The sequence below is a fragment of the Streptomyces sp. NPDC058295 genome, assembly GCF_042880655.1.
In the GTDB taxonomy this organism is placed as follows: Bacteria; Actinomycetota; Actinomycetes; order Streptomycetales; family Streptomycetaceae; genus Streptomyces; species Streptomyces coriariae.
In genome coordinates, this window is record NZ_JBHVYO010000009.1 from 114786 (window position 1) to 137647 (window position 22862).

Consider the following 22862-nt stretch of genomic DNA (forward strand, 5'->3'; position numbering starts at 1 on the left):
GTTTCCGACTGCGACTCCGCCTCCGGCACCCCGCTCACGGCCGCTTCCGACTGCCGTTCGGCCTCTGACTCCCCGTTCACGCCCGCCCCCGACTGCGACTCGGCCTCCGGCACCCCGTTCACGTCCGTCCCCGTCCGAGGTTCTGACTCCGGCACCCCGCCCTCGTCCGTTTCCGTCTTCGTCCGACCCGGTGGCCGTTCCATCGCGGATTCCCCCTCGCGTGTCGTTCCGCCCCACCGCCCCCGTGTCGGGTGCATCCCGGTCGCGTGGCCGTAATCGCGGCCATACGCTCCCAAATGTGACCTCTTCCTTGCACCGGGGCCGGCAGCGGCGTGCCAAGTCGCACATATCCGTGCGGGTGGCGCATGCCGTGCTGGGCGGTGCGGTCGGGGTCGTGTGGCTGGTGTTGCCAGGGATGACGTCGGGTGGCGACGCTCCGGTTGCGATCAAGAACCCGGCGCCCGGCGCGAGCGCCGCCGCGGCCGAGGACGACGAGAGGTCCACCGTCGATCTGGTGCTGCCGCTCGTGGCGGTCGGCGCGGCCGGGGCGATCGCCGGATACGGGTACATACGACGCGTCCGGCGTACCCGCGTCCGGACGACTCCCGGCGGGGTCGGCAGCCCACCGCCGCCGAGGTCGTCGCCGCCCCTCGCCGCCCTCGACGAGCAGGCCTGCGCGGCGCTGGTCGAGGCCGACAACCGGGTCCGGGCGGCACGCACCGAGCTCGGCTTCGCCGGGGCGCTGTGCACGGCGGAGGACCTGGAGACCTTCCGCCGGGCCGTCCGCGAGGCGGAGACCGAGCTCGCCGCCGCGTTCCGGATGCGGCAGCGGTACGACGAGGGCGTGCCGGCGGAGGAGGCGGCCCGCGAGCACGCGCTCGCCGGGATCGTCGGACGGTGCGCGGAGGCCGGACGGCGGCTGGACTCCGTGGCCGCGGAGTTCGGGCGGCTACGGGGGCTGGAACAGGGGCTGGGCGAGGCGTTGGAGGTCGCCGAGGGCCGGTTCCGGGAACTGGCGGGGCGTGCGGGAGCCGCGGAAGCGGTGCTCGCCGGGCTCCGGGACCGGTATGCGCCCACGGCCACCGCCTCCGTCACCGGGAGTGTCGAACAGGCCAAGGACCGCCTTCTGTTCGCCACCGTCCGGCTGAACCAGGCCCGCCAGTCCGCCGATGCGGGGCGACCGGAGCGGGCGGCCCGGCAGTTGCGCACCGCCGAGGGCGCGGTCGCCCAGGCGGCCGTCTTCGTCAACGGCGTCGACCGGATGGCCGCGGAGCTGCGTTCGGCCGAGCAGACCGTGCCGGCCGCGCTCACGGGCGCGGAGGCGGAGCTGGCCTGGGCCAGACGTCAGGCGGACCCGTCGACGCGACAGCCGCCGGCGGCCGGACCGGCGACGGCGACCTCACCCCCTGCCGAGGCCCGCCCCGGCCCGAGCGTGCCGCTCGCCGGCGCCGGGACGACCCCCGGCGGGTTCGAGGTCCGGCTGCTGCACGTCGACGCCGTGCTCGGCTCCGTGCGGCAGGAGCTGACCGGCGGTCAGCCGGGGGACCCGGTCGGGGTGCTGCGTCGGATCGTGCGGGCGACCGCGCCGGTCACCTCCGGCCGGGCCGGGGTGCTGCCGGCCGCCGCGCTGATCACCGCCCGTACCGCCACCGCCGCCGCGGCCGACTTCGTCGCGACACACCGGGGCGCGGTCGGCGCCACCGCGCGCACCCGGCTGGCGGAGGCGGAACGGCTCCTCGCCACGGGCGACCCGGCGGACCGTCCGGCCGCCGACCTCCTCGCCCTGGAGGCCCGGGAGCTGGCCGAGCGCGACGTACGCGCGCACGGGAACCCGTACGTGGGTGCCGTCGGCACCGAGGAGACGGCCGGCACCGGCGGGGCCGTGCTCGGCGGGATCGTCCTTGCCGAGGATCCCGAGGACGGGACGCCCGCGGACTTCGCCGGCCCGGCACGGCCCGCGGAGGCACGGCGCGGCCCCGCGTGACCGCGGTTGACGGGCAACGGCTCGCCGGAAAGGCCCGGCGCAGGTCCGAAGCCGGCCCGGAGCAGGTCCGAGCCGACCCTGAAACCGGCCCTGAAGCAGCCCTGAACCGGTTCAGAACAGGCTGAGCAACGCCTCCGCCGGATCCGTCAGGCTCGTCTCGCCGTCCGGCAGCGGAAGTTCGAACCACACCGTCTTGCCGCGCGGAGTGCGGCGCGAGCCCCAGGCCGCCGACAGCAGGCCCACCAGCTGGAGACCCCGGCCGCCCTCGTCGGTGTCCCGGGCGCGGCGGCGGCGCGGCTGGACGAGGCCCGCGTCCCAGACCTCGCACACCAGCGTGCGGTCGAGGAGCAGGCGGAGCCGGATCTCGCCCTCGCCGTACCGCAGGGCGTTGGTGACCAGCTCACTGACCAGCAGTTCCGTCGTGTCGACGAGGGGTTCGAGATCCCAGGACAGCAGCTGGCCGCGGGCGTGTTCCCGGGCCCTGCCCACGCTGCGCGGCTCGCGCGGCAGGGTCCAGTCGCCGACCGAGTCGACGGGCAGGCCCTGCACGCGTGCCATCAGCAGCGCGATGTCGTCCTCGCCGTGATGCGAGTCGAGGGTGTTGAGGACGTGGTCGCAGACGTCCTCCAGCGGGCTGGAGGGGTCGGTGAGGGCTCCGACGAACGCGTTGAGTCCCTCGTCCAGCGGATGGTCGCGCGACTCGACCAGCCCGTCCGTGTAGAGCGCCAGCAGGGCGCCTTCGGGGAGATCGACCTCCACCTCCTCGAAGGGCTCGCCGCCGACGCCGAGCGGGAGGCCGGGCGGCACGTCGAGCATCAGGGCCGGCTCACCGGGTTCGACGAGCACCGGGGGCAGATGGCCCGCGTTGGCGAACGTGCAGCGCCGGGTCACCGAGTCGTAGACCGCGTACACGCAGGTCGCGAGGTACACCTCGGACAGGTCTGCCTCGCGCGGGCGGCGGGCGGCCCGGGTGGCCTGCTGGACGCCTCCGGGGGTGCCGAGGCCGCGCGCGATCTCGTCCAGCGCGGAGAGGACCTCGGCCGGTTCCAGGTCCAGCAGCGCCAGTGTCCGGACGGCCGTGCGCAGTTCGCCCATCGCGACCGCCGCCCGCAGACCGCGGCCCATCACGTCGCCCACCACCAGCGCCGTGCGGTGGCCGGGCAGTTCGATGACGTCGAACCAGTCGCCGCCGACCTCGCTGGGGCGGCCCATGGAGACGTTGCCGGGGAGGTAGCGGCAGGCGATGTCCAGGCCCGAGGCCACCGGGTCCCCGGGCGGCAGCAGCGACCGTTGCAGTATCAGCGCCCGTTCGTGCTCCCGCCGGTACAGGCGCGCGTTGTCGATACAGACCGCCGCCCGCGCCGCCAGCTCCACGGCCAGATCGCGGTCCCGGTCGCCGAACGGCTCGCTGCCCTTCGTCCGGGAGAACTGCGCCAGGCCGACGACGGTGTCGTGGGCGACCATCGGGACGGCGAGGGTGGACTGCACGAGGCCGCCCTCCTCGCCGGGGATGGCCTGCGGACGAGCGGTGCGCAGGGCGTCCGCGCAGGGCGAGTTGAACGGGAAGTGATGGACCGCGCCGACCGCGACGGGCGCGCCGGCACCGGGGAAGGGGGCGTCGGAGACGGCGGAGGAGAAGGCGACCCGGCGCAGTTCGGCGCTGCCGTCGGCGAGGCCGGGCGGGGTCTCGTCGCCGGCCAGGAGGCCCTGGTAGAGGTCCACGGTGGCGAGATCGCAGAAGCCGGGCACGACGACGTCGAGGAGTTCGCGCGCGGTCGTCTCCAGGTCGAGGGAGTTCCCTATGCGGGCGCCCGCCTCGTTCAGCAGGGCGAGATTGCGCCGGGCCGCGGCGGCCTCGCGGGCGGCGGCGCGGCGGGCGGTGATGTCGGTGCCGAGCCAGGCGATGCCGATGGGCCTGCCGGTGCCGCTGTGCACGCGGTAGAGGTTGATCGACCAGTGCCGGCGCTCGTCGGAGCCCGGCACGTATCCGGTGACGTGCATGTCGGTGATGGAGTCGCCGGTCTCGAGGACCCTGCGCAGGGTCGCGCTGACCCGGTCGGCCTCGGGCCGGGGCAGGTAGTCGTGGACGCCCTTGCCGCGGTGGTCGTCGGGGGTGCCGCCGAAGATCGAGGCGAACCGGTGGTTGGCGCGGCGGACCCGCAGGTCGGGGTCGATCAGCAGGAAGCCGAACGGGGATTGGCCGAAAATGGCCTGCGAGGCGGCGAGGTCGGTCTCGATGCTGCGGAGCGTGCGGACGTCGACGACGATGCACACGGCGGCCTTCTCGCCGTCCAGACTGCGCGTCGGCATGACGTAGACCTCGGCGAGGCCCTTCTCGCCACGGCCGCCGCCGGGCACCGGGTCCGGCATCCGGAACGGCACCACGCCGGTCCACTCCCGCCCGTCGAGGATCTCGGCCATCTTGCGCTGGCCGCGTTCGCGCAGGTCGGGGTCGATGAACGCGTCGATGGGGTCCATACCGACGGCCCGGTCGGCGGGGATGCCGAAGATCTGCTCGGCGCGCAGGCTCCACTGGTCGACGAGGCCGTCGGGGCCGATCGAGAACGAGGCGACCTTGATGTAGTCGTAGATCGAACCGGGCGGACTGCTCTGCCACATGGCGTCACCTGGCGTCGCCGCCTCGCCCGCGCCGTCGGCGAGGCCGTGCGCGGCATCGGCGGCGAGCGCACTCGCGGCCTTCGCCCTCGCGCCGCCCGACGGGTCCTCGGACTCCGTGGCCTTCGCTGGTATCTCGCTCACGCGAACCGTCCCCTCCAGCTCACCGCGTCCGGCACCGGTCACCGGCGGCGGCTGCCCGCAGTATCCAGCACTACGGGTCCGCACGACACGGTGTTCACGATCACAGCACGGTCCAGGCGTTTTTTGGCCCGTCCCGTGACAACACTTCCAGTCTTCTAACCAGCGGACACGCCCTCGAACCACCTCTTCCGGGACCGTTCGGAGACCGGAACCGAACGGGCGACACCGCGCGCCCCGCTGTACACCGGCTCATCCCCGCGAGACGCCCCGTCAACCCGGCACCGCAAGCTCGAACCAGACCGTCTTGCCGGCGTTCCCGGGCCGGGTACCCCAGCGGCGTGAGGAGGAGGCCACCAGCTGCAGTCCGCGCCCGCTCTCGTCCTCGGGGCGGGCGACCCGCTCGCGGGGCGGGTCCGGCAGCGGGTCGGAGACCTCGACCAGCAGGACGTCCGCGATTCCGGCGGGGCGGACCAGACGGAGGCCGATGGGGCCGGTCGCGTGCCGCAGGGCGTTGGTCACCAGCTCGCTGACCAGCAGCGCCGCGATGTCGCTCAGGCTTTCGAGGCCCCAGCCGTGCAGCTGGCCGCGGACGGCACCACGGGCGGTGCGCACGGCACCGGGGTCCGCGGGGAACGTCCACTCGGCGCATTCTCCGTCGGTGTCGATCACGCCGATCACTTCCCGGGCCAGCGAGTACACCCATGTCCGGTTTCGTGGGGTTAATGGCCACATACCCGGTATTCGGTAGGCAGTACCGCACAGCAAGGCGCACGGTGGCACGAACGGCGTACGCGGCGACCCGCCCCCCGATCGAAGCGCCCCCGAACCGGCCCCGCCCCCACCGACGCGCCCCCGGTCCGGCGGGTCTCCGGTTCAGCAGGTCTCCGGTTCAGCGGGCCCCGGTCCGGCGGGCTTCCCGTTCAGTGGGCTCCGGCGCCCAGGTTCGGGAGGGTTTCCCGTACCGCGGGCACGTCCTGGTCCAGCCAGTCGACGTCCCAGATCTCGGCCGGGGTGAGCCAGCGCAGCGCGTCATGGTCCTGGAGGGGTTCGGGAGCGGCGGAGCCGGGGCGCAGCCTGGCGGTCCACACCTGGAGGACGTAGGGCGGCCTGAGCGGCCACTCACCGGGGACGCGCTCGACGGTCTCGGCCTCGACGCCGAGTTCCTCGCGCAGCTCGCGCACGAGGGCGGCCTCAGGCTCCTCTCCCTGCTCGACCTTGCCGCCGGGCAGTTCCCAGCGGCCGGCGAGTTCCGGGGGTGCGCTGCGGCGCGCGGCGAGCAGGCGGCCGGCGTCGAGCAGAGCGGCCCCCACCACCACGATCCGTTCCGTCATGGGCCGGAGCCTACGGGACCGCACGGAACGTCAGTTCAGGGTGCCGTCCCCGTTCTGCGCCTGGGCCTGGGCCTGCGCCTGGCCCTGGCTCTGCCCCTGGCCGATGCGCTCGACCCAGTAGAGCTGCTTGTGGCCGCGGCTGTCGAGGCTGTCCGCGATCTTCTGGGCCTCGGCCCGGGTCGCGTACCTGCCCACGCGGTAGCGATTGCCGTTGTCGTCCTGCCGTATGACGAGCCAGGGCAGGGAGATGGTGCTGTCGTTCATCGAGCCCCACGCCCCCTTCTCTTCCCGGCCCGCCCGGATCCCGTCCGCGGCACGCCTCGCGCCCCGCCCTCTGAGGAAACCGCAATCCGCATATGCCCGAGCGTACGCCTTACCTTTACGCACCGAACACGACTTTGCACAAAGAGGTACGCAACCAGCCAAGACGCAGGGGGCGCACGAGGCCGAACGCGCCGTGCGCGCGCCGCGACACGTCCGGTCGGCGGGGTTCCGGGCACCAACGGGGCGACCTGCGGGAACAACCGGAAACGACCGGATTCCGACGGCGCGCGGGCGGGCCCACGGCGGGCGGATACCGGGGGCAACTGCCGGAAGGGTGTGCGCCGCCCGCGAGAATGCGCTACCGCCCCGGACGGCACCCCCGCCCCCACCGCTGCACCCACGCCGCCGCGGGGCCAACCCCACCCCGCGCCGGGGGACGCTTCCGGCGCACTCCGGCGGGCTACTTCACCGGCAGGTGGTAGGCGACCCGGTAACGGTCGGCCGGAATCACCACGTCGGCCGTCTCGACGGGCCGTCCCGACGCGTAGTACGTGCGCTGGACGACCAGGACGACATGCCCCGGGACGCCGCCGAGAGCGAGCAGTTCCTCGGCGAGACCGGGCCGGGCGCCGACCTCCTCCGTGACGTTGTCGACGATCACGTCGATGGCGCGCATCCGCTCGACGACGCCCATCCCGCCGAGCGGGCCCTCCTCGGGCAGCATGACCGGGGTACGGCCGGTGACGGCGAGGGGCTCCCAGGAGGTGGAGAGCATCATCGCCTCGCCGGCCTCCCGGAAGACGTACCGGGTACACATCACGCGGTCGCCGGACGCGATGCCGAGCCGCTCGGCGACGGAGACACCCGCCTCGGCCTGCTCGCTGCTGGACTCCCAGGTGCCCCGCATGTGCGCCTCGGCCTGCTCCTGCCGGAACGGCGTGGCGCCGCTCACCGGGCGGTAGCCGGAGCGGGCGATCCGGCGCGGCACGGGACGCTCGCGCACATAGGTGCCCGAACCGGAGCGGCCCTCGACCAGCCCCTCGGCCATCAGCACCTTGCGCGCCTCCAGGGCGACGGTGTCGGAGACCCCGTACTCCTCCCGGATTCTCGCCTGCGAAGGGAGCCGGGTGTGCGGTGGCAGCGACCCGTCGGCGATCTTCTTGCGGAGATCACCCGCGACACGCAGATACGCCGGCTGCTCACCGAATGTCACTGGCCACTCCCATCAGGTTGTACAGACAGCTACAGCCTGGCAACCGTGGGTTGTACCGTGCAAGCAAAGGCCAGAGAATCACTCGATGTGATGACACGTGCCCGGGTAACCCTTCACCCAGGCACTTTCTCCCCGCTGCGGGCGCGATCACACATCCAGACCGCTGTCGCCGTCGCCCCCGCCCGTGCCGCCGCTCCCGCTGTCGGAGTCCTCGTCGTAGCTGGGCACGGTGGTGGCGAGGCCCAGAGCCTTGCGGGCGGTGACGGTGGTGGCGCCGTCGACGTACTTGTAGGCCTTGTCGTAGTGCTCGTAGAAGTCGTCAGCGTCGGTGGCCTTCGCCGCCGCGGCCCACTCCTTGCTCGCGGCCTGCATGTCCTTGACCAGGGTGGCCAGGGACGCTTCCCGGTCCGGCTGCTCCCAGAGGTGGCTGCCCAGCTGGTCCGCCTGATCGCCGGTCACCTCGCCGGTGTCACCGGCCCAGGTGCGGTTGCTCGCGAGGTCCTCCTCGGCGTACTCCTCCGGCTCCTCGAAGAGGGCGTCGTCGACGGCGGCCATCGCCTTGAGGAAGGCGAACTGGTCGGCGTCGAGCGTGGACGCGTCGGCGCGCAGCGAGCCGGTCAGGGTGCCCTTCTCGTCCACGTTGGCGAAGACGCAGGTGATCTCGCGGTCGCCCCAGCTCCAGCTGTCTGCGGTGGGCGTGAGGTAGTAGATGTCGACCTCGTCGGTCAGCGCCCAGGGGTCCATCGCGTAGGCGTCCTGGAGCGTGTAGCACTTGTCGTCGGCCACGTCCGTGACGTGGTCGTCGCCCGGGAAGCTGTCGCCGGTCAGCGGGACCGTGGCGAACACCTCGGCGTCGTGCTCGCCGGAGCAGTCCACCTCGTCGACGTCGTAGACGTCCTCGTCGAAGGTCTCGCCCGGCACGTCGAAGCAGTCGCCCTTGGCGAGCGCGAAGCTGGAGTTGCCGCTCGCACCCTCCTTGAAGCCGTCCCAGAAGTCGGAGGCGCCGCCCGTGGACAGCGCGAGCACCCACACCGCGAGTCCGATCGAGGACAGGACCGTGCCCACGATCGCCATCGGCTTGCCCCGCTCCCCGCGCTTCTTGATCTGCACCAGGGCGACGATCCCGAGGAGCAGCCCGACGCCCGGCAGGAAGCAGAGCAGGCCGAGGACGAGGGCGGCGATGGCCACACCGTTGACCGGCGAGGGTTGGCCGTAGGGGCTGTAGCCCTGGCCCCAGACGGGATACGGCACCGCGCCGTACGGGGCCTGCGGGTACGGGGCCTGCGGGTACGGCCCCATCGGACCCGGACCCATGGGACCCGGACCCATCGGACCCTGCGGTCCCTGCGGGCCGTACGGCCCCTGGGCGTAAGGGTCCTGCGGGGGCGGGGCGAACGGGTCCTGCGGGTACGGGCTCTGCGGCTGCGGAGGCTGGTACGGGTCCTGGGGCTGGTGCGGCCCGGGAGGCGGGGGTATGGACACGAGTACCGTGCTCCTGGTTCAGACGGTTCAGGCAGTTGTACGACTGCGCGCATCGTAAGCGCGGCACGACCAGGGGCGGAACGGAGATTCGGTTCAGGCGGCCGCGCCCGACTCCTCGACGAGCAGCTCCCGGGTGCAGTCCCGGATCAGGCTGTGGAAGGAGAACCGGGCCGGGGTGTCCTCCCGGATCAGGTTGTTCTCGATCAGCGCGTCGAAGTGGTGTTCCACGTCCCCGGCCGGCAGCCCCGTGACGAGGGCCGCGTGCGCGATGTCGTAGGAGGCGGCCGGCTGGAGGCTGATGAGCCTGCTGAACCGCCTTTCGGGCGCGCTCAGATGGTCGTAGGACACCCGCAGCACGGCCATGAGGTCGCGGTCGGCGGTCTGCAGACAGCGGGCCCGCTGCGCCGGGTGCGCGAGGCGCTCGACGAGGTCGGCGACGGCCCACGCCGGACGGTCGCGCAGCCGGGTCGCGGCGATGCGCAGGGCCAGCGGCAGCCGGCCGCACAGCTCGACGGCCTGCGCGACCTGCGTCGGCTCGCGCCGCGCGCGGGGCTCTCCGACGATCCGCCGGAACAGCGTCACCGCGTCGGCGGGCGGCAGCACGTCGAGGCAGTGCGGCAGGGCGCCGTCCAGGGCGGTGAGCTTGCGCCGGCTGGTCACCAGCACCAACGTGCCCCCGGTGCCCGGCAGCAGGGGCGTGACGTGGGCGCTGTCCGCCGCGTCGTCGAGGACGACCAGGCAACGGCGGCCCGCCAGGCGTGAGCGCCACAGGGCGCTGCGCTCCTCCAGGCTGGGCGGGATCTCCTGCGCGGTGAGACCGCTCGCCTGCAGGAGGGCGGCGAGCGCCTGCTCGGTCGGCACCGGCGACCGGGTCGCGCTGAAGCCGTGCAGGTTGATGAAGTACTGCCCGTCCGGGTAGAGCTCGGTGACCCGGTGGGCGAGGCGCACCGCGAGCGTCGTCTTGCCGACCCCGCCCATGCCGTCGATCGCCACCATGACCGGCGAGCCGCCCGGCTCCTGTGCGGCGACGGCCGACAGGGCGGCCAGCTCCGCGGTACGGCCGGTGAAGTCCGTGAGGTCGTGGGGCAGGTAGTGCCTGCCGTTCCCGGGCGGTGCGGACGGTCCCGTCCTGCGGTCGTCGGACGGTTCGGCGCCGGCCGCCGCGAGGGCGGGTCCCCCCGAGCCGTGCAGGTCCGGGGAGTCGGCGAGGATCTCCGCGTGCAGGGCGCGCAGCCGGGGACTCGGCTCCAGGCCGAGCTCGTCCACCAGGAACCGCCGGCCCTCGTCGTAGACCGCGAGGGCGTCGGCCTGCCGGCCGCCGCGGCACAGGGCGATCATCAGGCTGCCGCGCAGCGCCTCGCGCAGCGGGTACTCCGCGATCAGCGCGTGCAGTTCCCCGACGAGGGAGCCGGTCTCGCCGAGCTTCAGGCGCAGCGCGACGAGGTCCTCCACGGCGGTCAGCCGCTGCTCGGCCAGCTTGACCGCGGCGCCGGAGACCGCCGGGCACTGGATCCCGGCGAAGGCCTCCCCGCGCCAGAGGTCCACCGCCGACTGGAGCAGCCGGACGGCCTCGGCGTACCGGTTCTCGCGCTCCGCCGCCTTGGCCGCGCGGACCCGGGCGGCGAACCGGTGCGCGTCCACGGCGTCCTCGGGTACGACCAGGCGGTAGCCGACGTCCACGGTGACCAGGCTGGTCCCGTCCGACGCGGAGAGGATGCGGCGCAGGTCGCGGATCGCGTTGTGCACCTGCGGACGGGCCGACGACGGTGGGTCCTCCCACAGTTCGTCCACCAGCGCGTCCATCGGAACGACCCGGTTGGCGTTGAGGAGCAGCAGGGCGAGGAGCCGCTGTTGCCGCATGCCCCGGACGCGGATCGGGATGCCCGACTCACGCAGTTCCAGAGGTCCCAGGACCAGGAATTCCATTTCTTCTGTCCCCCGATGTCTTTCAACTCGGTTCAGCACATGCCCCCGTGAATATTCAGGGGCCCCAGGTGACATCGCCGTCGGTGTGGTCGCCGGCGGTGGTGCGGAGGTCGCTCTCGACGGCGTGTGTGATGTTCTTCGGAGAATCCGTGACGGTCACCGTCATCGCCATTCCACCGAGAACGATCAGCGCGGCGGCGACGATTTTGGAGACACGGGTGCCCTGCATGGATTTTCTCCTCGATTGAGTGGGTGGATTTCCGGAGTGAATACTTCCGGACTATTCAGCGGACTCTTCGGTGAAGTCTTCGGCGGCTTTCGTTCCGTCGATGGCTCAACTCTGCTCGGCGGGCGGGCCGGAGGGAACAGCGGACGGCTGGACGGAATGTGCAGCGGCCTAACCCGTCCACCCCGACCTGGGGAAACGCGAGGCTCACGTGTCCCACCAGGGGCCGGGCACCAGGACGGCCCCGGAGGTCACGAGGCCGTAGCCGAGCAGGTCCGGATGGTGTTCCACGGCCCGTCGCGCCAGCCGCGCGGCGCTGTCCTCGGCCGTGGCCAGGGAGTCGGCGAGGAGGAAAAGGCCCAGCGTGAGGCCCTCGCCTGCGTGTGCGTGCACGGAGACGTGCTCCAGCCCGTCGCTTTCCTCGGCGCACGAGGAAATGATCGCCGCCAGATCGGGCCGGGCGGACTCCTCGACAGGGGCGCGCAGGCGCACGTGGATGAGATACATGGCTTCATCTTCGACGCTGTTCAGCAGCCGTGGACCGGCTCACGATGGACGCTTTGTGCCATGGCATAAAGCGTCATGTGAAAGGAAGCCGAAAGCCGTCCCGGGAGCCGTCCTCGAATGGGGCGGGAAGGGCCTCGCGCCGGCCGGGATGCGGTGTGGTCCTCACTCTGGCACCGCGGATGGTTGAAAGCCGAGCGATTGGCCGGAACCGTCCTCCCTGCCGCCGGGCCGCCATCCGCAGTTCAAGGTCAGTAAGCTCGGGGGCACTAAGTTTCGAACACAGTGTGTGCAGTGTGTGACAGCAACAGGGGGACTGCATCATGTTGGAGGTTCTGGGACTGGATGCCGAGGCAGAAGCCATCTACCGGTGGATGCTGGCCAATCCACTGGAGGGCATCATCGTCCTCGTGTCCCGGCTCGGGCTGCCGGAGGATCGGGTTCGCGCGGGGCTGGACCGGCTCAGCGAACTCGCGTTGATCCAGCCATCGGCCCGCAAGGGCATAGGGTTCCGGGCCGTCGGCCCGGAGACCGCCATGGAGGTGCTGCTGGCGCGCCAGCAGGCGGAGTTGGCGGCGCAGCAGATGCGCGTGGAGAAATCCAGAGCCGCGGCGGCCCAACTGATCGCCGAATGCTCCTCGCTACGACCACGGGGCATCGACAGCGATTCCGAACAGCTGGACGGGCTGGAGGCGATCCGGGAACGGCTCGCGGAACTGGCCCAGTCGGCCCAGGTCGAGGTCGCCACGTTCGCGCCGGGCGGCGCGCACCGGGCCGAGGACCTCCAGGCCAGTCGCGCTCCCAACTCCGCCCTCCTCGACCGCGGGGTGCGGATGCGGACGGTCTATCTCGACAGTGTGCGCAACCATCAGCCCACGCTGGACCACGTCGGCTGGCTGCACTCCCGCGGCGGGCAGGTTCGTACCGTGCCCGAACTGCCGGTCCGGATGATCATCTTCGACCGGTGCAAGGCGGTGCTGCCGGTCGACACGAGCGACGCCCGGGTCGGCGGGGTGGTGCTCAGCGGGGCGGGGACGGTCGCGGCCCTGTGCGCGCTCTTCGAGGGCGTGTGGAACACCGCGACAGCGCTGGGGAGTACACCGAAGTGCGAGGCGAAGGGCATGCCGCCGCAGGAGCGTGCCGTGCTCAAGATGCTCGCCCAGGGCTACACCGACGAGGCCATCGCCAAGCGCCTCGGCGTCTCCCCGCGCACCGCCCGGCGTACCGCCGCCACCCTGATGGAACGCCTGGACGCGCGCAGCCGCTTCGAGGCGGGGGTGCACGCCGTCCAGGACGGCTGGCTGCCCTCCTCGCGCTGAGCGCTGAGCCCTGAGCCCTGAGCCCTGAGCGCTGAGCGCCGGGCACGGGGCACCGGGCACCGACCTCGGGTACGGGCGCGCCGTGCCGGGCGGTCGCCTCGGGCCCTGTCGTCGCATTCCCGCCCGCCGCGCCCCGGGGCGCGGACGGCGGAGGTGCGACGACAGGGCCCGTACGGTCACGCGGGCACCGCGCCGGCGCGTGCCTCCTTGCGGTCGGCGAGGAGCAGGGCCAGGGCGGGGAGCAGGGTGACGGTGTAGATCGCGAGGACCCAGGTGAAGGAGTGGGCGAAGGCGCCGGGCACCAGTCCGTGGCGCTCCCGGGCCGCCTGCTCCAGGACCACCGTGACCACGGCGAGGGCCACCGTGCCGCCGATCCGCTGGATCAGGTTGAGCTGGGCGGAGGCGTCCGGGATGGACTGCGGGCGGATCGACTGGAAGGCCCGGGTCATCGCCGGCACGATCGTCAGTCCGGTGCCCAGGCCGCGCACCACGAGGCTCGCGCACAGCAGCACGTACGAGGTGTCCGAGGACAGCGTGGTCAGCGGCACGGTCGCCAGCATCGTCAGGGTGATGCCGACGACGACGGTGCCGCCACCGCCCAGTCGCTTCATCAGCACCCGGCACAGCCAGGCCGCGGTGACCACGCCGAGGCCTCCCGTGGACATCAGCAGGCCGGTGGTCACGGCCGTCTCGCCGCGGGCCGTCTCGAAGTAGAGCGGGATGAGCATCATCGGCGAGTAGAGGACGAAGCCCAGGCAGAAGATGTTGATCGCGGCCGTCCGGTACACGCGGTGGGCGAACAGGCGCACGTCGAGCAGCGGGTGGGCCGCGCGCAGTTCCCGTACGACGAACACGGCACCGCTCGCCACGGCGAGGACCAGCGGGACCAGGAAGGCCGCCCGCCCGTCGAGGGCGTGGTCGGAGAACTCGTGCACGGCCAGTACGGTGCAGACCGTGCAGGCGGCCGAGGACACCAGGCCGATCACGTCCAGCGGCTTCGCGGCACCCTCCCTCGGGCGGTCAGCGGGGACCCGGCGCAGGGTGACGTAGAGCAGGCCGGCGCAGAGCGGGACGTTGACGACGTACACCGCGGACCATCCCCCGGCCTCGACCAGGAGGCCGCCGATCGTCGGGCCCAGCAGCGGGCTGATCAGCATGACGCTGCCGTTCAACGACTGCACCCGGCCCAGGTGTTCGCGGGGCACGCCACTGGTGAGCAGGATCGTCGACGCGGGGGTGAGCACACCGGCGGCGGCGCCGGCGAGCCCGCGGGCCGCGATCAGCTCGGGCAGGGTCTGGCTGGCCGCGCAGGCCGCCGAGCCGAGCGCGAACAGCAGGATCGCGGCGGCGAATACACGCCGTACGCCGAACCGGTTGGCCAGCCAGCCGGTGGCCGGCATGGTGGCGGCCAGCGCCATCAGATAGGTGGTCACCACCCACTGGACCTGGCCGATGGAGCCGAACCTGGCCGTGGTCTCGTGCAGGGACACGTTGACGATGGTGGTGTCGAGCAGGGCGAGGAAGCCGCCCGTGATGGCCGCGGCCATCGTGACGAGGGCGGGGCCGGAAGCGGCCCGCGGAGGGCTCGGCGCGTCCTCTTTGGTCTGTTCGGTCAGTGCCATGGGTGGGCGTCCTTCACGGGGCGGTGGAGTCGACAGGGAGGTGGGCCCGATCAGTTCGGGTCGGTCAGCGCGTGCTCGATGTCGTCGAGGACCGCCCCGGCCGCCTCGCGTGCGCCGGGGCGCCTGCGGCAGGACAGGGTCAGTTCGGTCTCGTCGCCGACCTGGCAGGTGCTCAGGAACATCTCGGCGTAGGGCACGAGCATCGGCAGCGTGGAGAAGCCGGTCGGCCGGAACCGGTCGGTGCGCAGTTCGGCGGTGTCGATCCGGCCGTGGTCGGAGACGATCGCCGTGCACGGGAACCGGGTGCCGTCCAGCTCCTGGGCCTCGCGCAGCGAGTTGGCGAAGGGGTTGCTGCGCAGGAAGTCCCCCTCCAGCGCGGCCACCTCGCGCTTGCCGAGCAGGGCCCGGACGACCTGGCCGTGCAGCCGCTTCCAGCTGTCGTCCCGGTGCAGGTCCAGCACCAGCCGGGAGGTGAGGTTGGCGGTGGAGCGGACCGTCCGGTCGTGGCGGCGCAGGTCCACCGGCACGATCAACCGGCCCGTCTCGCCGCCCAGCCGGCGGGAGAGGGCGGCGGCCACCCGGGCGGTGACCGCCGACGGGGCCGCCCGCACCCGGCGTCGTATCCACAGCGGGGTGCCGTCGGCCGGTCCGGCGCCGAGGATCGCGGGCAGGCCCTCCAGCCGGGCGGGCGGCTCGGCGGGCGGCACCTTCCCGGCGGCCGTCCGGAAGTGCGTGTCGTCGACGACGGACGCGGCACCGACCGGCTCCTCGCCGCGCAGCACCCGGAACACGTCGGCGATCCACTGCCGCAGCCCGCGGCCGTCGGTGACGATGTGACTGGCCCGGACGACCAGCCGGGTCGGCGGCCCCGTGACGAGCCCGACCTCGCAGACCGGGCCCGTGACGACGTCCAGGTCGCGGTGGAAGAACGGGGCGTCGAAGCCGTCGTCGCCGGGGAGTTCGACGACCGGCGGGAGCGGACCGTCGGCGCGCCAGCCGGCCCCCCGGCGCCGCACCGCGAGGCCGGGGCTCGCGAGGGTGGCGGCCCGTACCGCGTCCCGCAGCGCGTCGGGGTCGATGCGGCCCCGGCCCTCCACGATCATCTGGATCAGCTGCGGGGTTCCGGTGGCCGCGGCGTTCAGGTAGCCGCGCTCGATCTGCGAGATACGGCGGGTGTAGGGCCGTACAGCGGCCGCTGTGGCTGTCATGCCGACTCCTGGGTCGGGGTGTGCAGACGGACGGGGGCGGAGGCGTCGGCCGCGAGGGCCAGGTGCATCGCCGGGGCCACCGTCGTCGAACGCACCCGGTACGAGCCCACGTTGGTGGGCCGCCAGCCCGGCCGCCACGCGGGCAGCCGGACCCCGGCGAAGGTCTCCTTGGTGAGGTGCGAGGCCTTGATGAGCGCCTCGCACTCGGCGAAGTCCCGGATCTCGGCGGGCTGCCGGCGGCCGAGCAGGGTGCCGAGCCACCGCATGGCGGCCGGACGGTCCCGCTCGTCCTGGAGGTCCACCCCGAGGTGCACCGGACCGGCCGACAGGGCCACGGCGCTGTAGCCGTCGCAGTGCGCGACCGAGGCGGTGAGGTCGTGGGCCGGGATGGACCAGCGCTTGTGGACGTCCCTCGTGAGGTCCAGCGCCCCGATGTCGAGGCCGTACACCCGGGCGACGGCCTCGATGATCAGCGAACGGCCGGAGGCGTCGAGGCGGTGGCCCATGCGGTCGCGGGGAAGGTGCGGGTGGTGGGTGACCAGGCAGTCGATCGGGGCGGGTCGCGCCGCGCCGCGCAGCACCGGATCCATCACCAGCCCCAGCAGCGCCCCCATCACGCCTCCGTGTCGAACACGGCCGCCGCGTAGCTGCCGCCGTAGGCGAAGCTGGAGAGCAGCAGCCTGCCCTGCCGGGTCGGGGCGGTCAGCGCCGCCACCAGGCCCAGGGCGCCCGCGCTGCCGTAGGTCTCCCCCAGCAGGGCCTTGGGGGTGATCGTCGGGCGGTCGAGCAGGCCCGCGAGACGCAGGGCCCGGGACTGGGCGGTGTCCACCAGGCTGTAGCCGGAGGCCGCCGAGACGACGGTGTCGATCTCGTCGGGCGTGACCCGGGCCTCGGCCATCGCGCCGCGCAGCGCCCGCGCCCAGGCCTCGCCGTCGCGGCCGATGCGGCCGATCCCGGCCGACTCGCCGGAGGCGCCGTAACCGCGCACCTTCGCCAGGACGTCCGCGCCCCGGGACGAGGCCGACCGCTCGCTCTCCAGGAGGACGGCCGCCGCGCCCTCGCTGAGCACCATGCCGCTGCGGCCGCCGGGGACCACCGGTCCGGAGCGCGCGTAGCCGGGGAGGCCGGCCTGGGTGGCCAGCGCCTGCTCGGGGAACTCGTCGGCGATCACGACCATGATCCGGTCCGCCATGCCGCGCGCGATGACCCGGGCGGCGAGCTGAAGGGCCAGCACGGAGCTCGTGCCGCCGTTGGCGATCGTCGCGGTGTAGCCGCGGTAGCGGTGCAGCATCGCCACATGACCGGCCGCCGCGTTGACGACCGTGTTGGCGAACAGCGCCGGGTTGGCGCCGCTGATGCCCTGCTGGAGGACGCCCTTGTGGAACTGCAGGACCGAGGTGACCGGCCCGTAGCCGGTGGCGAAGACGATGCCCGTGCCCTCGGCCTCGGCCCGCGAGGGCTTGCCGTGCCGGCCGTAGAGGTCGGCGACCGCGGCGGCGGCCAGCAGGCTGAGCGGGTCCATCCGGCGGGCCCGGCTCGGGTTGATGCCCCGGGAGGCCGACTTGACGTCCACCCGGCCGACCAGCACCTCGCCCACGCCCTGGACGTGTTCGGTGGCGGTGAAGCAGGCGCGTTCGTCGCCGAGGGCGGCCACCAGGTCGGCGGTGTTGCCCGCGCCGCCCGCCAGCCCCGCGACTCCGGTGACGACGACCTCGTGGACCTGCTCGGTGCGGCGCGGGGCGGAGCTCGGGCGGCCCGGCCGGTTGAGGACGACGGAGGCGTTGTTGCCGCCGAAGGCGAACGAGTTGGAGATGACCACCTCGGGACCGGCCCCGGCCCGGCCGGTGTCGGGGATGACGTCCAGGCCGAACGGCTGGGCCACGCCCCGGGTGTTGACGGTCGGCGGCAGGGTGCCGCGGTCGATGGCCAGGGTGCTGACCACCGCCTCGACCGCCCCCGCCGCGCCGAGGGTGTGGCCGAGGATCGACTTGGTGGAGCTGGCCGGCGGCACCGAGGAGCCGAACAGCAGCTTCACGGCCTTCGGTTCGGAGGCGTCGTTCGCCGGGGTGCCGGTGCCGTGCAGGTTGAGGTAGTCGACGTCCCCGGGGGTCAGACCCGCCGTGTCCAGGGCCTGGGCCATGGCGGCGCAGGCGCCCTTGCCGCTCGGGTCGGGGGCGGTCTGGTGGTAGCCGTCGCAGGAGAGGCCGTAGCCGCCCAGCTCGGCGAGGACGCGGGCGCCCCGGGAGGCGGCGCGGTCCGCCGACTCCAGGACCATGAACCCGGCCCCCTCCCCGAGGGTCAGGCCCGTGGACGCCGACATCGGCGAGCACGGCTCCGGGTCGAGCGCGCCCAGGGCGCTGAACCCGTACGCCGAGAGCGAGGCGAGCGGGTCGACGCCGCCGCAGATGACGTGGTCGACGTCCCCCTTCCACAGCAGCTCGGCCGCGTAGCCGAGGGCCACGGCGCTGGCCGCGCAGGCGTTGGACAGGACCACGCGCGGGCCGCGCAGGTCGAACTCGGCGGCGATGTAGTCGCCGACGCAGGGCAGTTGGACGGCGGCCGCCCGCTCCGCGTCCAGCTTCCCCTCGTGGACGAGGTCCGCGTGGACGCTCTCCAGCGTCGGCATGGCGCCGAGGCTGGAGCCGACCACGACCGCGACCCGGTCCCGGTCGACGGTGTCCAGGTCGAGCCCGCTGCTCTCCAGGGCCTCCCGGATGGCGGTGGCGGCGAGGCCGTAGCAGCGGTCGACGTCGGCCGGCTGCTCGCCGGTGACCATGCCGGCCCACTCGGTCAGCAGCTCGGAGGTGTCCATCAGGGTGTTGGTGCGGATGCCGGAGGTACCGGCCGCGATGGACGACCAGCTCTTCTCGACGTCGTCACCGGCACCGGTGATCAGTCCCAGGCCCGTCAGGGCGATTCTCGGCGTGGACATCAGGCGATCCGGGTGGTGAGGGAGCGGGCGATGACACGGGGCAGGGTCACGGTGCGCAGCGGGCGCTCGGCGGTCTGCTCGTCCCGGGCGGCCAGTTCGAGGCCGGAGACCCAGAACGGGGCGTCCAGGAGGGCGAAGACGAGCTCCTCCTCCGGGTTGGCGGAGGGCGCCTGCCACAGGATGGTGCCGATCTCCCGGCCGCCCGCGGTCACCTGCGTGCCGGCCGTGAACCGGCTGTCCGCGGGGGCGGCCAGGGCGGTCAGCCGGGCGGTCTCGGCGGTGGGCCTGACCAGGTCGTCGGAGCCGCGGAACTCGCCGATCCGGTTCCAGTCGATCATCCAGGACAGATCGGCCTCGTCGACCGAGAGACCGGCGAAGCCGGCGGCGTAGACGGCCATGCCGGCCTCGGCCTGGACCCGGGCGAGGCCCTCGTCGCCGACCGGCGCGCCGCCCTCCTCCTGCACCGCCGCGAGCACGGCCCGGTGGGCGGCCTCGGGGGCGTTGCTGAGGAGCAGGTAGCCGTACTCGCCGGTGGTGCCGACGCGGGCCAGGTGGGCGAGCGCGGCCGGGTCGTCGGGCAGCGCGGACTCGGTGACGGCGTGCAGGGTCAGGCCGGAGATGTCGAAGTCGACGAAGCGCGCCGCGACCGACCAGGCCGTCGGGCCCTCGAACGCCGTGGCGGCCCAGCCCTCCGGCTCGATGTCGACCTCGACGCCCTCGGGGACGTCCAGCCCGTCGAGGTAGCCGCGCAGCTCGTCGGCGCTCACCCGGGTGCGGGGCAGCAGCCAGGCGTCCTCGCCGATCTCGAAGTGCAGCAGGATCGCGAACGGGGTGCCGTCGGCGTTCAGGGCGAGCACCTCGCGGACGGAGTCCGGCTCGACGAAGTCGCCCGACTTGGCCAGGAACTGGTCGAGCAGCGACAGCCGCTCGTCGCCCGAGACGCGGACCAGCGGGGCGTCGATCCGGTAGGCGCCGATGGTGGTGCGCACGGTGGCGTAGTCGTCCGAGGCGGTACGGAGGGCGGAGACGGTGGTGGTGGTCATGGTGTGCGGTTTCCTCTCGAATGACAGTGGTCAGAGCTGAGTGACGGTGGTTCAGGAACGGGTGGGTCCGCTGTGCACGGCCAGCTGCCAGGCGCTCGGCCGGCGGGCCGGGGACACGCAGCCGATCAGCAGGCCGGAAGGGGTCGTCCGCAGGACCAGTTCGGCCTGCGCGTCCGTGCCGTCGGCGGGCCGGCAGTCGAGCCAGCTGCCGTCGGCGAGTCGTACGGTGGCCGCGGTGGCCCAGATCTGGCGGAAGCCGGCCGAGCCGAGCTCCCATCGGGTGCCGCCCGAGTCGAGCACCACGGTGGTCTCGCGCGCGGTGTTCGGGGTGAGCCAGAGGACGATCTCCTCCTCGCTGTCCGGGGCCTGGAGGTCGGCCCGGACCGGCTCGGCGGTGTCCTCGGGGGCGGTCAGTTCCCAGCCGATCCGCTCGCGCGGGGCGAACAGGCCGAGCGGGTGCTTCTCCTCCCAGGCGGCCGGCCGCACGCCCCAGCCGAGACCGCTCGCGCGGCCGAACCGGCTGCTCTCGGCGGTGACCCACATGCCCGCCGACCAGCGGGGGTTGTAGCCGAAGACCCGGGTGCGCGGGTACGGGCTGCGCAGGACCTTGGTGGCGCCCTCCTTCCACGAGGTGACTCCGGCGGCGGAGGCGGTGAGCTCCAGCCGGCGGACGGCGCCCGGCTTCGGGGCGGTGTTTCCCGGCCGTGCGGTTTCGGTACTTACGCCGGTCGCCGCGCCGGTACTTACGGCAGTCGCCGCGTCGGGCCGTGCGCCGGTCGCCGCGTCGGTCCGTTCGTCCGCCGGGCGGAACTCGGTCCGCAGGCGGGCAACGCCGTCCGGGCCGGCCGCCAGGCCGCGCTCCAGCAGAGCGCTGTGGATCAGCCGGACCGGCTCGCGGACCGGCAGCCCGATGCCCCACGCCGTTCCCCGCCAGGCGAGCTCGGTGCCGGCCGCGACCACCTGGGAGGCGGCGACCGCCTCCGAGGCGTCGCGGACGCCGAGGCCGAGGCCGATCGGGTGCCGCTCGCCGTCCGGGTGGACGAAGGTGCCCTGCCGCAGGCCGACCGTCTGGAAGATCCGACCGGGGCGGCTGGTGAAGGCGAAGTCCTGCCGCAGGGTGCCCTCGGTGAGAGTGACCGTGCCGACGACCTCGTCCTCGCCGCACCGCTCGGTGACCCGGACCCCGTTCTCGACGGCGACGATGTCCAGGTCGCGGGGCTCGCCCTCGCGCCAGCCCGCCGGGCGGTCGGCCCGGCAGCTGGGCCAGGTGGAGACGAACAGCGGGCCGTGGTGGCCCTCGGCCAGCACCGACAGCGTGCCGTCGTCGCCGTCCACCTCGCAGACCAGCCCGCCGGAGCCGAACCGGTGCGGCTCCGGCCGGCGCGGTGCGCGCACGTGGTACGGCGGTTCGGTGAGCCGCAGCGCGCGGGCGGTGCCGTCGGGTCCGGTCACCTCCGCCTCGCGGACGACTCCGCGGTCCACGTCGACGCTCGCGGTGATCCGGAACTCGCCCAGCGCCAGGTGGTAGTCGACGGTGCGGACGCCGCCCACCAGCCGGACGTCGGAGCGCAGTTCGTCGTCCCGGGCCTCGGTGACCGTGCCGAAGCTGTTCAGTCCCCCGAGGGCCGACCTGACCTCCGGTCCCAGGTCCGCGAACACGCTGCGCAGGACCAGCGGGATGTAGTTGTGCAGTTCGACGTTGCCGTCCTCGCCGGGCACGGTCTGGCCCACCGAGACGCAGCCGACGCGCCGGTAGAGCTTGAACGCGACGCTGTTGGCCGGGTTGACGGTGAGCCGGAGCACGAGGCAGCCGGACTGCACCATCCACTCGACGGCCTCCGTGAACAGCCGGCCGGTGATGACGCCGTTGCGGTAGGCGGGGGCGACGAAGAACATGTCGGCGATGAGCTCACCGGCGCGGGCGGAACGCCGGCCGGTGTTGTGGAACAGGCCGAAGGTGCCCACCACACGCCCGCCGTCCTCGGCCACGAGGAACGTTCCCGTGTCCCGTTCGGCCAGTTCGCGCTCCAGCTCGTCACCGGTGATGCCGCCCGCTACCGGGTTGGGGTTGTCGCGGTGGCGGTTGTAGAGCGCCGCGATGTCATGCGCGTCGCCCTCCTGGTACGGGCGGATCGTGATGGACATGCCTCACCTCCTTTTCTTCGGGGGTTCTTCGGTGGGACCCGTACAGAGGGGGTCAGGCCTTGCGGCCGGTGGTGACGATCAGGGAGCCGGCGGCGGCCAGTTCCGAGCCGACGCTCGCCCGCACCGACACCTGCCGCAGGCCGCCCAGCCGCTGGCCGAGCTTGGCGTCCAGGGTCAGCTGGTCGCCCGGGACGACGAGCCGGGAGAACTTCATGGAGCTGATGGACCCGAGGTAGCCGACGCTCGCGGAGGGGTCGCCGCCGCCCTGGGACGCGCCGGTGGCCTCTGCCGCCGCGGCCGCCTCGATGATCTCGGCGACGTACACGACGGCCACCAGCTGGGCCATCGCCTCGACGATCATCACGCCCGGCATGATCGAGTGGTCGGGGTAGTGCCCGGCGAAGAAGGGCTCGTTCACCGACACGCTCTTCACGCCGCGGCCCGAGACGCCGGGGACGACGTCGTAGGCACGGTCGATCATCAGCATCGGCCAGCGGTGCGGCAGCATCCGCTTGATGTCGTCGGAGGAGTAACTGTGCTTCTGCCGGGCCCTCGCGGGGGCCTCGGAGGCGATCGTCATGCTCAGACCTCGCGGGCTTCGATGAAGTCGACCAGGGCGTTGATGGAGCCGAAGGCCTCGAAGTCGTCGTCGCTGATCAGCACGTCGTACTCGTTGTTGACCATGACGACGATCTCCAGGGTGTCCAGCGAGTCCATCTCCAGACCGCGGCCGAACAGGGGCTGGTTGTCGGAGACGACGGCGGGCTCGACGTCCAGGCCGAGGCGATCGATGATCATCGACTTGACCTTCATGTTCTTCTCCAGGCGGGTCTCGGCCTGGGTACGGATGTCCTCGAAGGTGGCGACGGACACGGTGCGTTCCTTTCACAGAGGGATGATTGC

Annotated in this window: 19 protein-coding genes; 2 read left to right on the forward strand and 17 right to left on the reverse strand. The window is 73.1% G+C overall.

Going from position 1 to position 22862, the window contains the following annotated elements:
* Nucleotides 1-298 precede the first annotated feature (298 nt).
* Complete coding sequence (locus tag ACFVYS_RS12120; RefSeq protein ID WP_389501245.1) at nucleotides 299-1984, forward strand: hypothetical protein; 1686 nt, start codon at nucleotides 299-301, stop codon at nucleotides 1982-1984.
* A gap of 111 nt (nucleotides 1985-2095) precedes the next feature.
* Here ACFVYS_RS12120 and ACFVYS_RS12125 read toward each other — a convergent pair whose 3' ends face one another.
* The 9 genes from ACFVYS_RS12125 to ACFVYS_RS12165 all read right to left on the reverse strand — a co-directional run bounded on the left by ACFVYS_RS12125 (nucleotide 2096) and on the right by ACFVYS_RS12165 (nucleotide 11693).
* Entirely contained in the window at nucleotides 2096-4744 is a 2649-nt protein-coding gene (locus tag ACFVYS_RS12125; RefSeq protein ID WP_389501247.1) for a SpoIIE family protein phosphatase, read from the reverse strand.
* 270 nt (nucleotides 4745-5014) lie between these two features.
* Complete coding sequence (locus ACFVYS_RS12130; RefSeq protein WP_389501249.1) at nucleotides 5015-5443, reverse strand: ATP-binding protein; 429 nt, start codon at nucleotides 5441-5443, stop codon at nucleotides 5015-5017.
* Nucleotides 5444-5664: 221 nt separating this feature from the next.
* Entirely contained in the window at nucleotides 5665-6075 is a 411-nt protein-coding gene (locus ACFVYS_RS12135; protein WP_389501251.1) for a (deoxy)nucleoside triphosphate pyrophosphohydrolase, read from the reverse strand.
* A 30-nt stretch (nucleotides 6076-6105) separates the two neighbouring features.
* Entirely contained in the window at nucleotides 6106-6339 is a 234-nt protein-coding gene (locus ACFVYS_RS12140; protein WP_389501253.1) for an SPOR domain-containing protein, read from the reverse strand.
* 460 nt (nucleotides 6340-6799) lie between these two features.
* The gene (locus ACFVYS_RS12145; RefSeq protein ID WP_389501255.1) at nucleotides 6800-7552 is read right to left on the reverse strand and encodes a GntR family transcriptional regulator; all 753 of its coding nucleotides are present in this window, start codon (nucleotides 7550-7552) and stop codon (nucleotides 6800-6802) included.
* 147 nt (nucleotides 7553-7699) lie between these two features.
* Nucleotides 7700-9034 (reverse strand): DUF4190 domain-containing protein, encoded by a 1335-nt coding sequence (locus ACFVYS_RS12150; protein WP_389501257.1) that lies wholly within the window; start codon nucleotides 9032-9034, stop codon nucleotides 7700-7702.
* Nucleotides 9035-9127: 93 nt separating this feature from the next.
* Complete coding sequence (locus tag ACFVYS_RS12155; protein ID WP_389501259.1) at nucleotides 9128-10960, reverse strand: BTAD domain-containing putative transcriptional regulator; 1833 nt, start codon at nucleotides 10958-10960, stop codon at nucleotides 9128-9130.
* A gap of 55 nt (nucleotides 10961-11015) precedes the next feature.
* Nucleotides 11016-11189, reverse strand: a complete 174-nt coding sequence (locus ACFVYS_RS12160) for a hypothetical protein (RefSeq protein ID WP_020127978.1) — start codon at nucleotides 11187-11189, stop codon at nucleotides 11016-11018.
* Between the two features lie 204 nt (nucleotides 11190-11393).
* Complete coding sequence (locus ACFVYS_RS12165) at nucleotides 11394-11693, reverse strand: hypothetical protein (protein ID WP_389501263.1); 300 nt, start codon at nucleotides 11691-11693, stop codon at nucleotides 11394-11396.
* A 320-nt stretch (nucleotides 11694-12013) separates the two neighbouring features.
* On the opposite strand from ACFVYS_RS12165, the gene ACFVYS_RS12170 reads away from it, so the two are divergent.
* On the forward strand, nucleotides 12014-13009 hold the full coding sequence (locus ACFVYS_RS12170) for a LuxR C-terminal-related transcriptional regulator (RefSeq protein WP_389501265.1): 996 nt from the start codon (nucleotides 12014-12016) through the stop codon (nucleotides 13007-13009).
* 176 nt (nucleotides 13010-13185) lie between these two features.
* Here the strand turns inward: ACFVYS_RS12170 and ACFVYS_RS12175 are convergent, their stop codons facing one another.
* The 8 genes from ACFVYS_RS12175 to ACFVYS_RS12210 are packed head-to-tail and all read right to left on the reverse strand — an operon-like array spanning nucleotide 13186 to nucleotide 22832.
* Entirely contained in the window at nucleotides 13186-14631 is a 1446-nt protein-coding gene (locus ACFVYS_RS12175; protein ID WP_389501267.1) for a DHA2 family efflux MFS transporter permease subunit, read from the reverse strand.
* Nucleotides 14632-14681: 50 nt separating this feature from the next.
* Nucleotides 14682-15839 carry a hypothetical protein gene (locus ACFVYS_RS12180; protein WP_389501269.1) on the reverse strand — a complete coding sequence of 386 codons (1158 nt, stop codon included), beginning with the start codon at nucleotides 15837-15839 and terminating at the stop codon, nucleotides 14682-14684.
* Complete coding sequence (locus ACFVYS_RS12185) at nucleotides 15836-16453, reverse strand: hypothetical protein (RefSeq protein WP_389501271.1); 618 nt, start codon at nucleotides 16451-16453, stop codon at nucleotides 15836-15838. Before ACFVYS_RS12185 ends, ACFVYS_RS12180 begins: the two co-directional genes overlap by 4 nt.
* On the reverse strand, nucleotides 16453-18771 hold the full coding sequence (locus ACFVYS_RS12190) for a beta-ketoacyl synthase N-terminal-like domain-containing protein (RefSeq protein WP_389501273.1): 2319 nt from the start codon (nucleotides 18769-18771) through the stop codon (nucleotides 16453-16455). Before ACFVYS_RS12190 ends, ACFVYS_RS12185 begins: the two co-directional genes overlap by 1 nt.
* The gene (locus ACFVYS_RS12195) at nucleotides 18771-19814 is read right to left on the reverse strand and encodes an aminomethyl transferase family protein (RefSeq protein ID WP_389501275.1); all 1044 of its coding nucleotides are present in this window, start codon (nucleotides 19812-19814) and stop codon (nucleotides 18771-18773) included. The genes ACFVYS_RS12190 and ACFVYS_RS12195 overlap by 1 nt, the downstream gene beginning before the upstream one ends.
* Before the next feature lie 51 nt (nucleotides 19815-19865).
* On the reverse strand, nucleotides 19866-21959 hold the full coding sequence (locus tag ACFVYS_RS12200; protein ID WP_389501277.1) for a GNAT family N-acetyltransferase: 2094 nt from the start codon (nucleotides 21957-21959) through the stop codon (nucleotides 19866-19868).
* 52 nt (nucleotides 21960-22011) lie between these two features.
* Entirely contained in the window at nucleotides 22012-22539 is a 528-nt protein-coding gene (gene fabZ, locus ACFVYS_RS12205) for a 3-hydroxyacyl-ACP dehydratase FabZ (RefSeq protein ID WP_389501279.1), read from the reverse strand.
* Between the two features lie 2 nt (nucleotides 22540-22541).
* The gene (locus ACFVYS_RS12210; protein ID WP_142266012.1) at nucleotides 22542-22832 is read right to left on the reverse strand and encodes an acyl carrier protein; all 291 of its coding nucleotides are present in this window, start codon (nucleotides 22830-22832) and stop codon (nucleotides 22542-22544) included.
* Between the last annotated feature and the right edge of the window lie 30 nt (nucleotides 22833-22862).

What these genes read in the sequence shown, in the direction of transcription:
- ACFVYS_RS12135 (WP_389501251.1), bottom strand. Translation starts at nt 6,075, where the DNA reads ATGACGGAACGGATCGTGGTGGTGGGGGCCGCTCTGCTCGACGCCGGC.
- ACFVYS_RS12140 (WP_389501253.1), bottom strand. Translation starts at nt 6,339, where the DNA reads ATGAACGACAGCACCATCTCCCTGCCCTGGCTCGTCATACGGCAGGAC.
- ACFVYS_RS12155 (WP_389501259.1), bottom strand. Translation starts at nt 10,960, where the DNA reads ATGGAATTCCTGGTCCTGGGACCTCTGGAACTGCGTGAGTCGGGCATC.
- ACFVYS_RS12160 (WP_020127978.1), bottom strand. Translation starts at nt 11,189, where the DNA reads ATGCAGGGCACCCGTGTCTCCAAAATCGTCGCCGCCGCGCTGATCGTT.
- ACFVYS_RS12165 (WP_389501263.1), bottom strand. Translation starts at nt 11,693, where the DNA reads ATGTATCTCATCCACGTGCGCCTGCGCGCCCCTGTCGAGGAGTCCGCC.
- ACFVYS_RS12170 (WP_389501265.1), top strand. Translation starts at nt 12,014, where the DNA reads ATGTTGGAGGTTCTGGGACTGGATGCCGAGGCAGAAGCCATCTACCGG.
- ACFVYS_RS12175 (WP_389501267.1), bottom strand. Translation starts at nt 14,631, where the DNA reads ATGGCACTGACCGAACAGACCAAAGAGGACGCGCCGAGCCCTCCGCGG.
- ACFVYS_RS12180 (WP_389501269.1), bottom strand. Translation starts at nt 15,839, where the DNA reads ATGACAGCCACAGCGGCCGCTGTACGGCCCTACACCCGCCGTATCTCG.
- ACFVYS_RS12185 (WP_389501271.1), bottom strand. Translation starts at nt 16,453, where the DNA reads ATGGGGGCGCTGCTGGGGCTGGTGATGGATCCGGTGCTGCGCGGCGCG.
- ACFVYS_RS12190 (WP_389501273.1), bottom strand. Translation starts at nt 18,771, where the DNA reads ATGTCCACGCCGAGAATCGCCCTGACGGGCCTGGGACTGATCACCGGT.
- ACFVYS_RS12195 (WP_389501275.1), bottom strand. Translation starts at nt 19,814, where the DNA reads ATGACCACCACCACCGTCTCCGCCCTCCGTACCGCCTCGGACGACTAC.
- ACFVYS_RS12200 (WP_389501277.1), bottom strand. Translation starts at nt 21,959, where the DNA reads ATGTCCATCACGATCCGCCCGTACCAGGAGGGCGACGCGCATGACATC.
- fabZ (WP_389501279.1), bottom strand. Translation starts at nt 22,539, where the DNA reads ATGACGATCGCCTCCGAGGCCCCCGCGAGGGCCCGGCAGAAGCACAGT.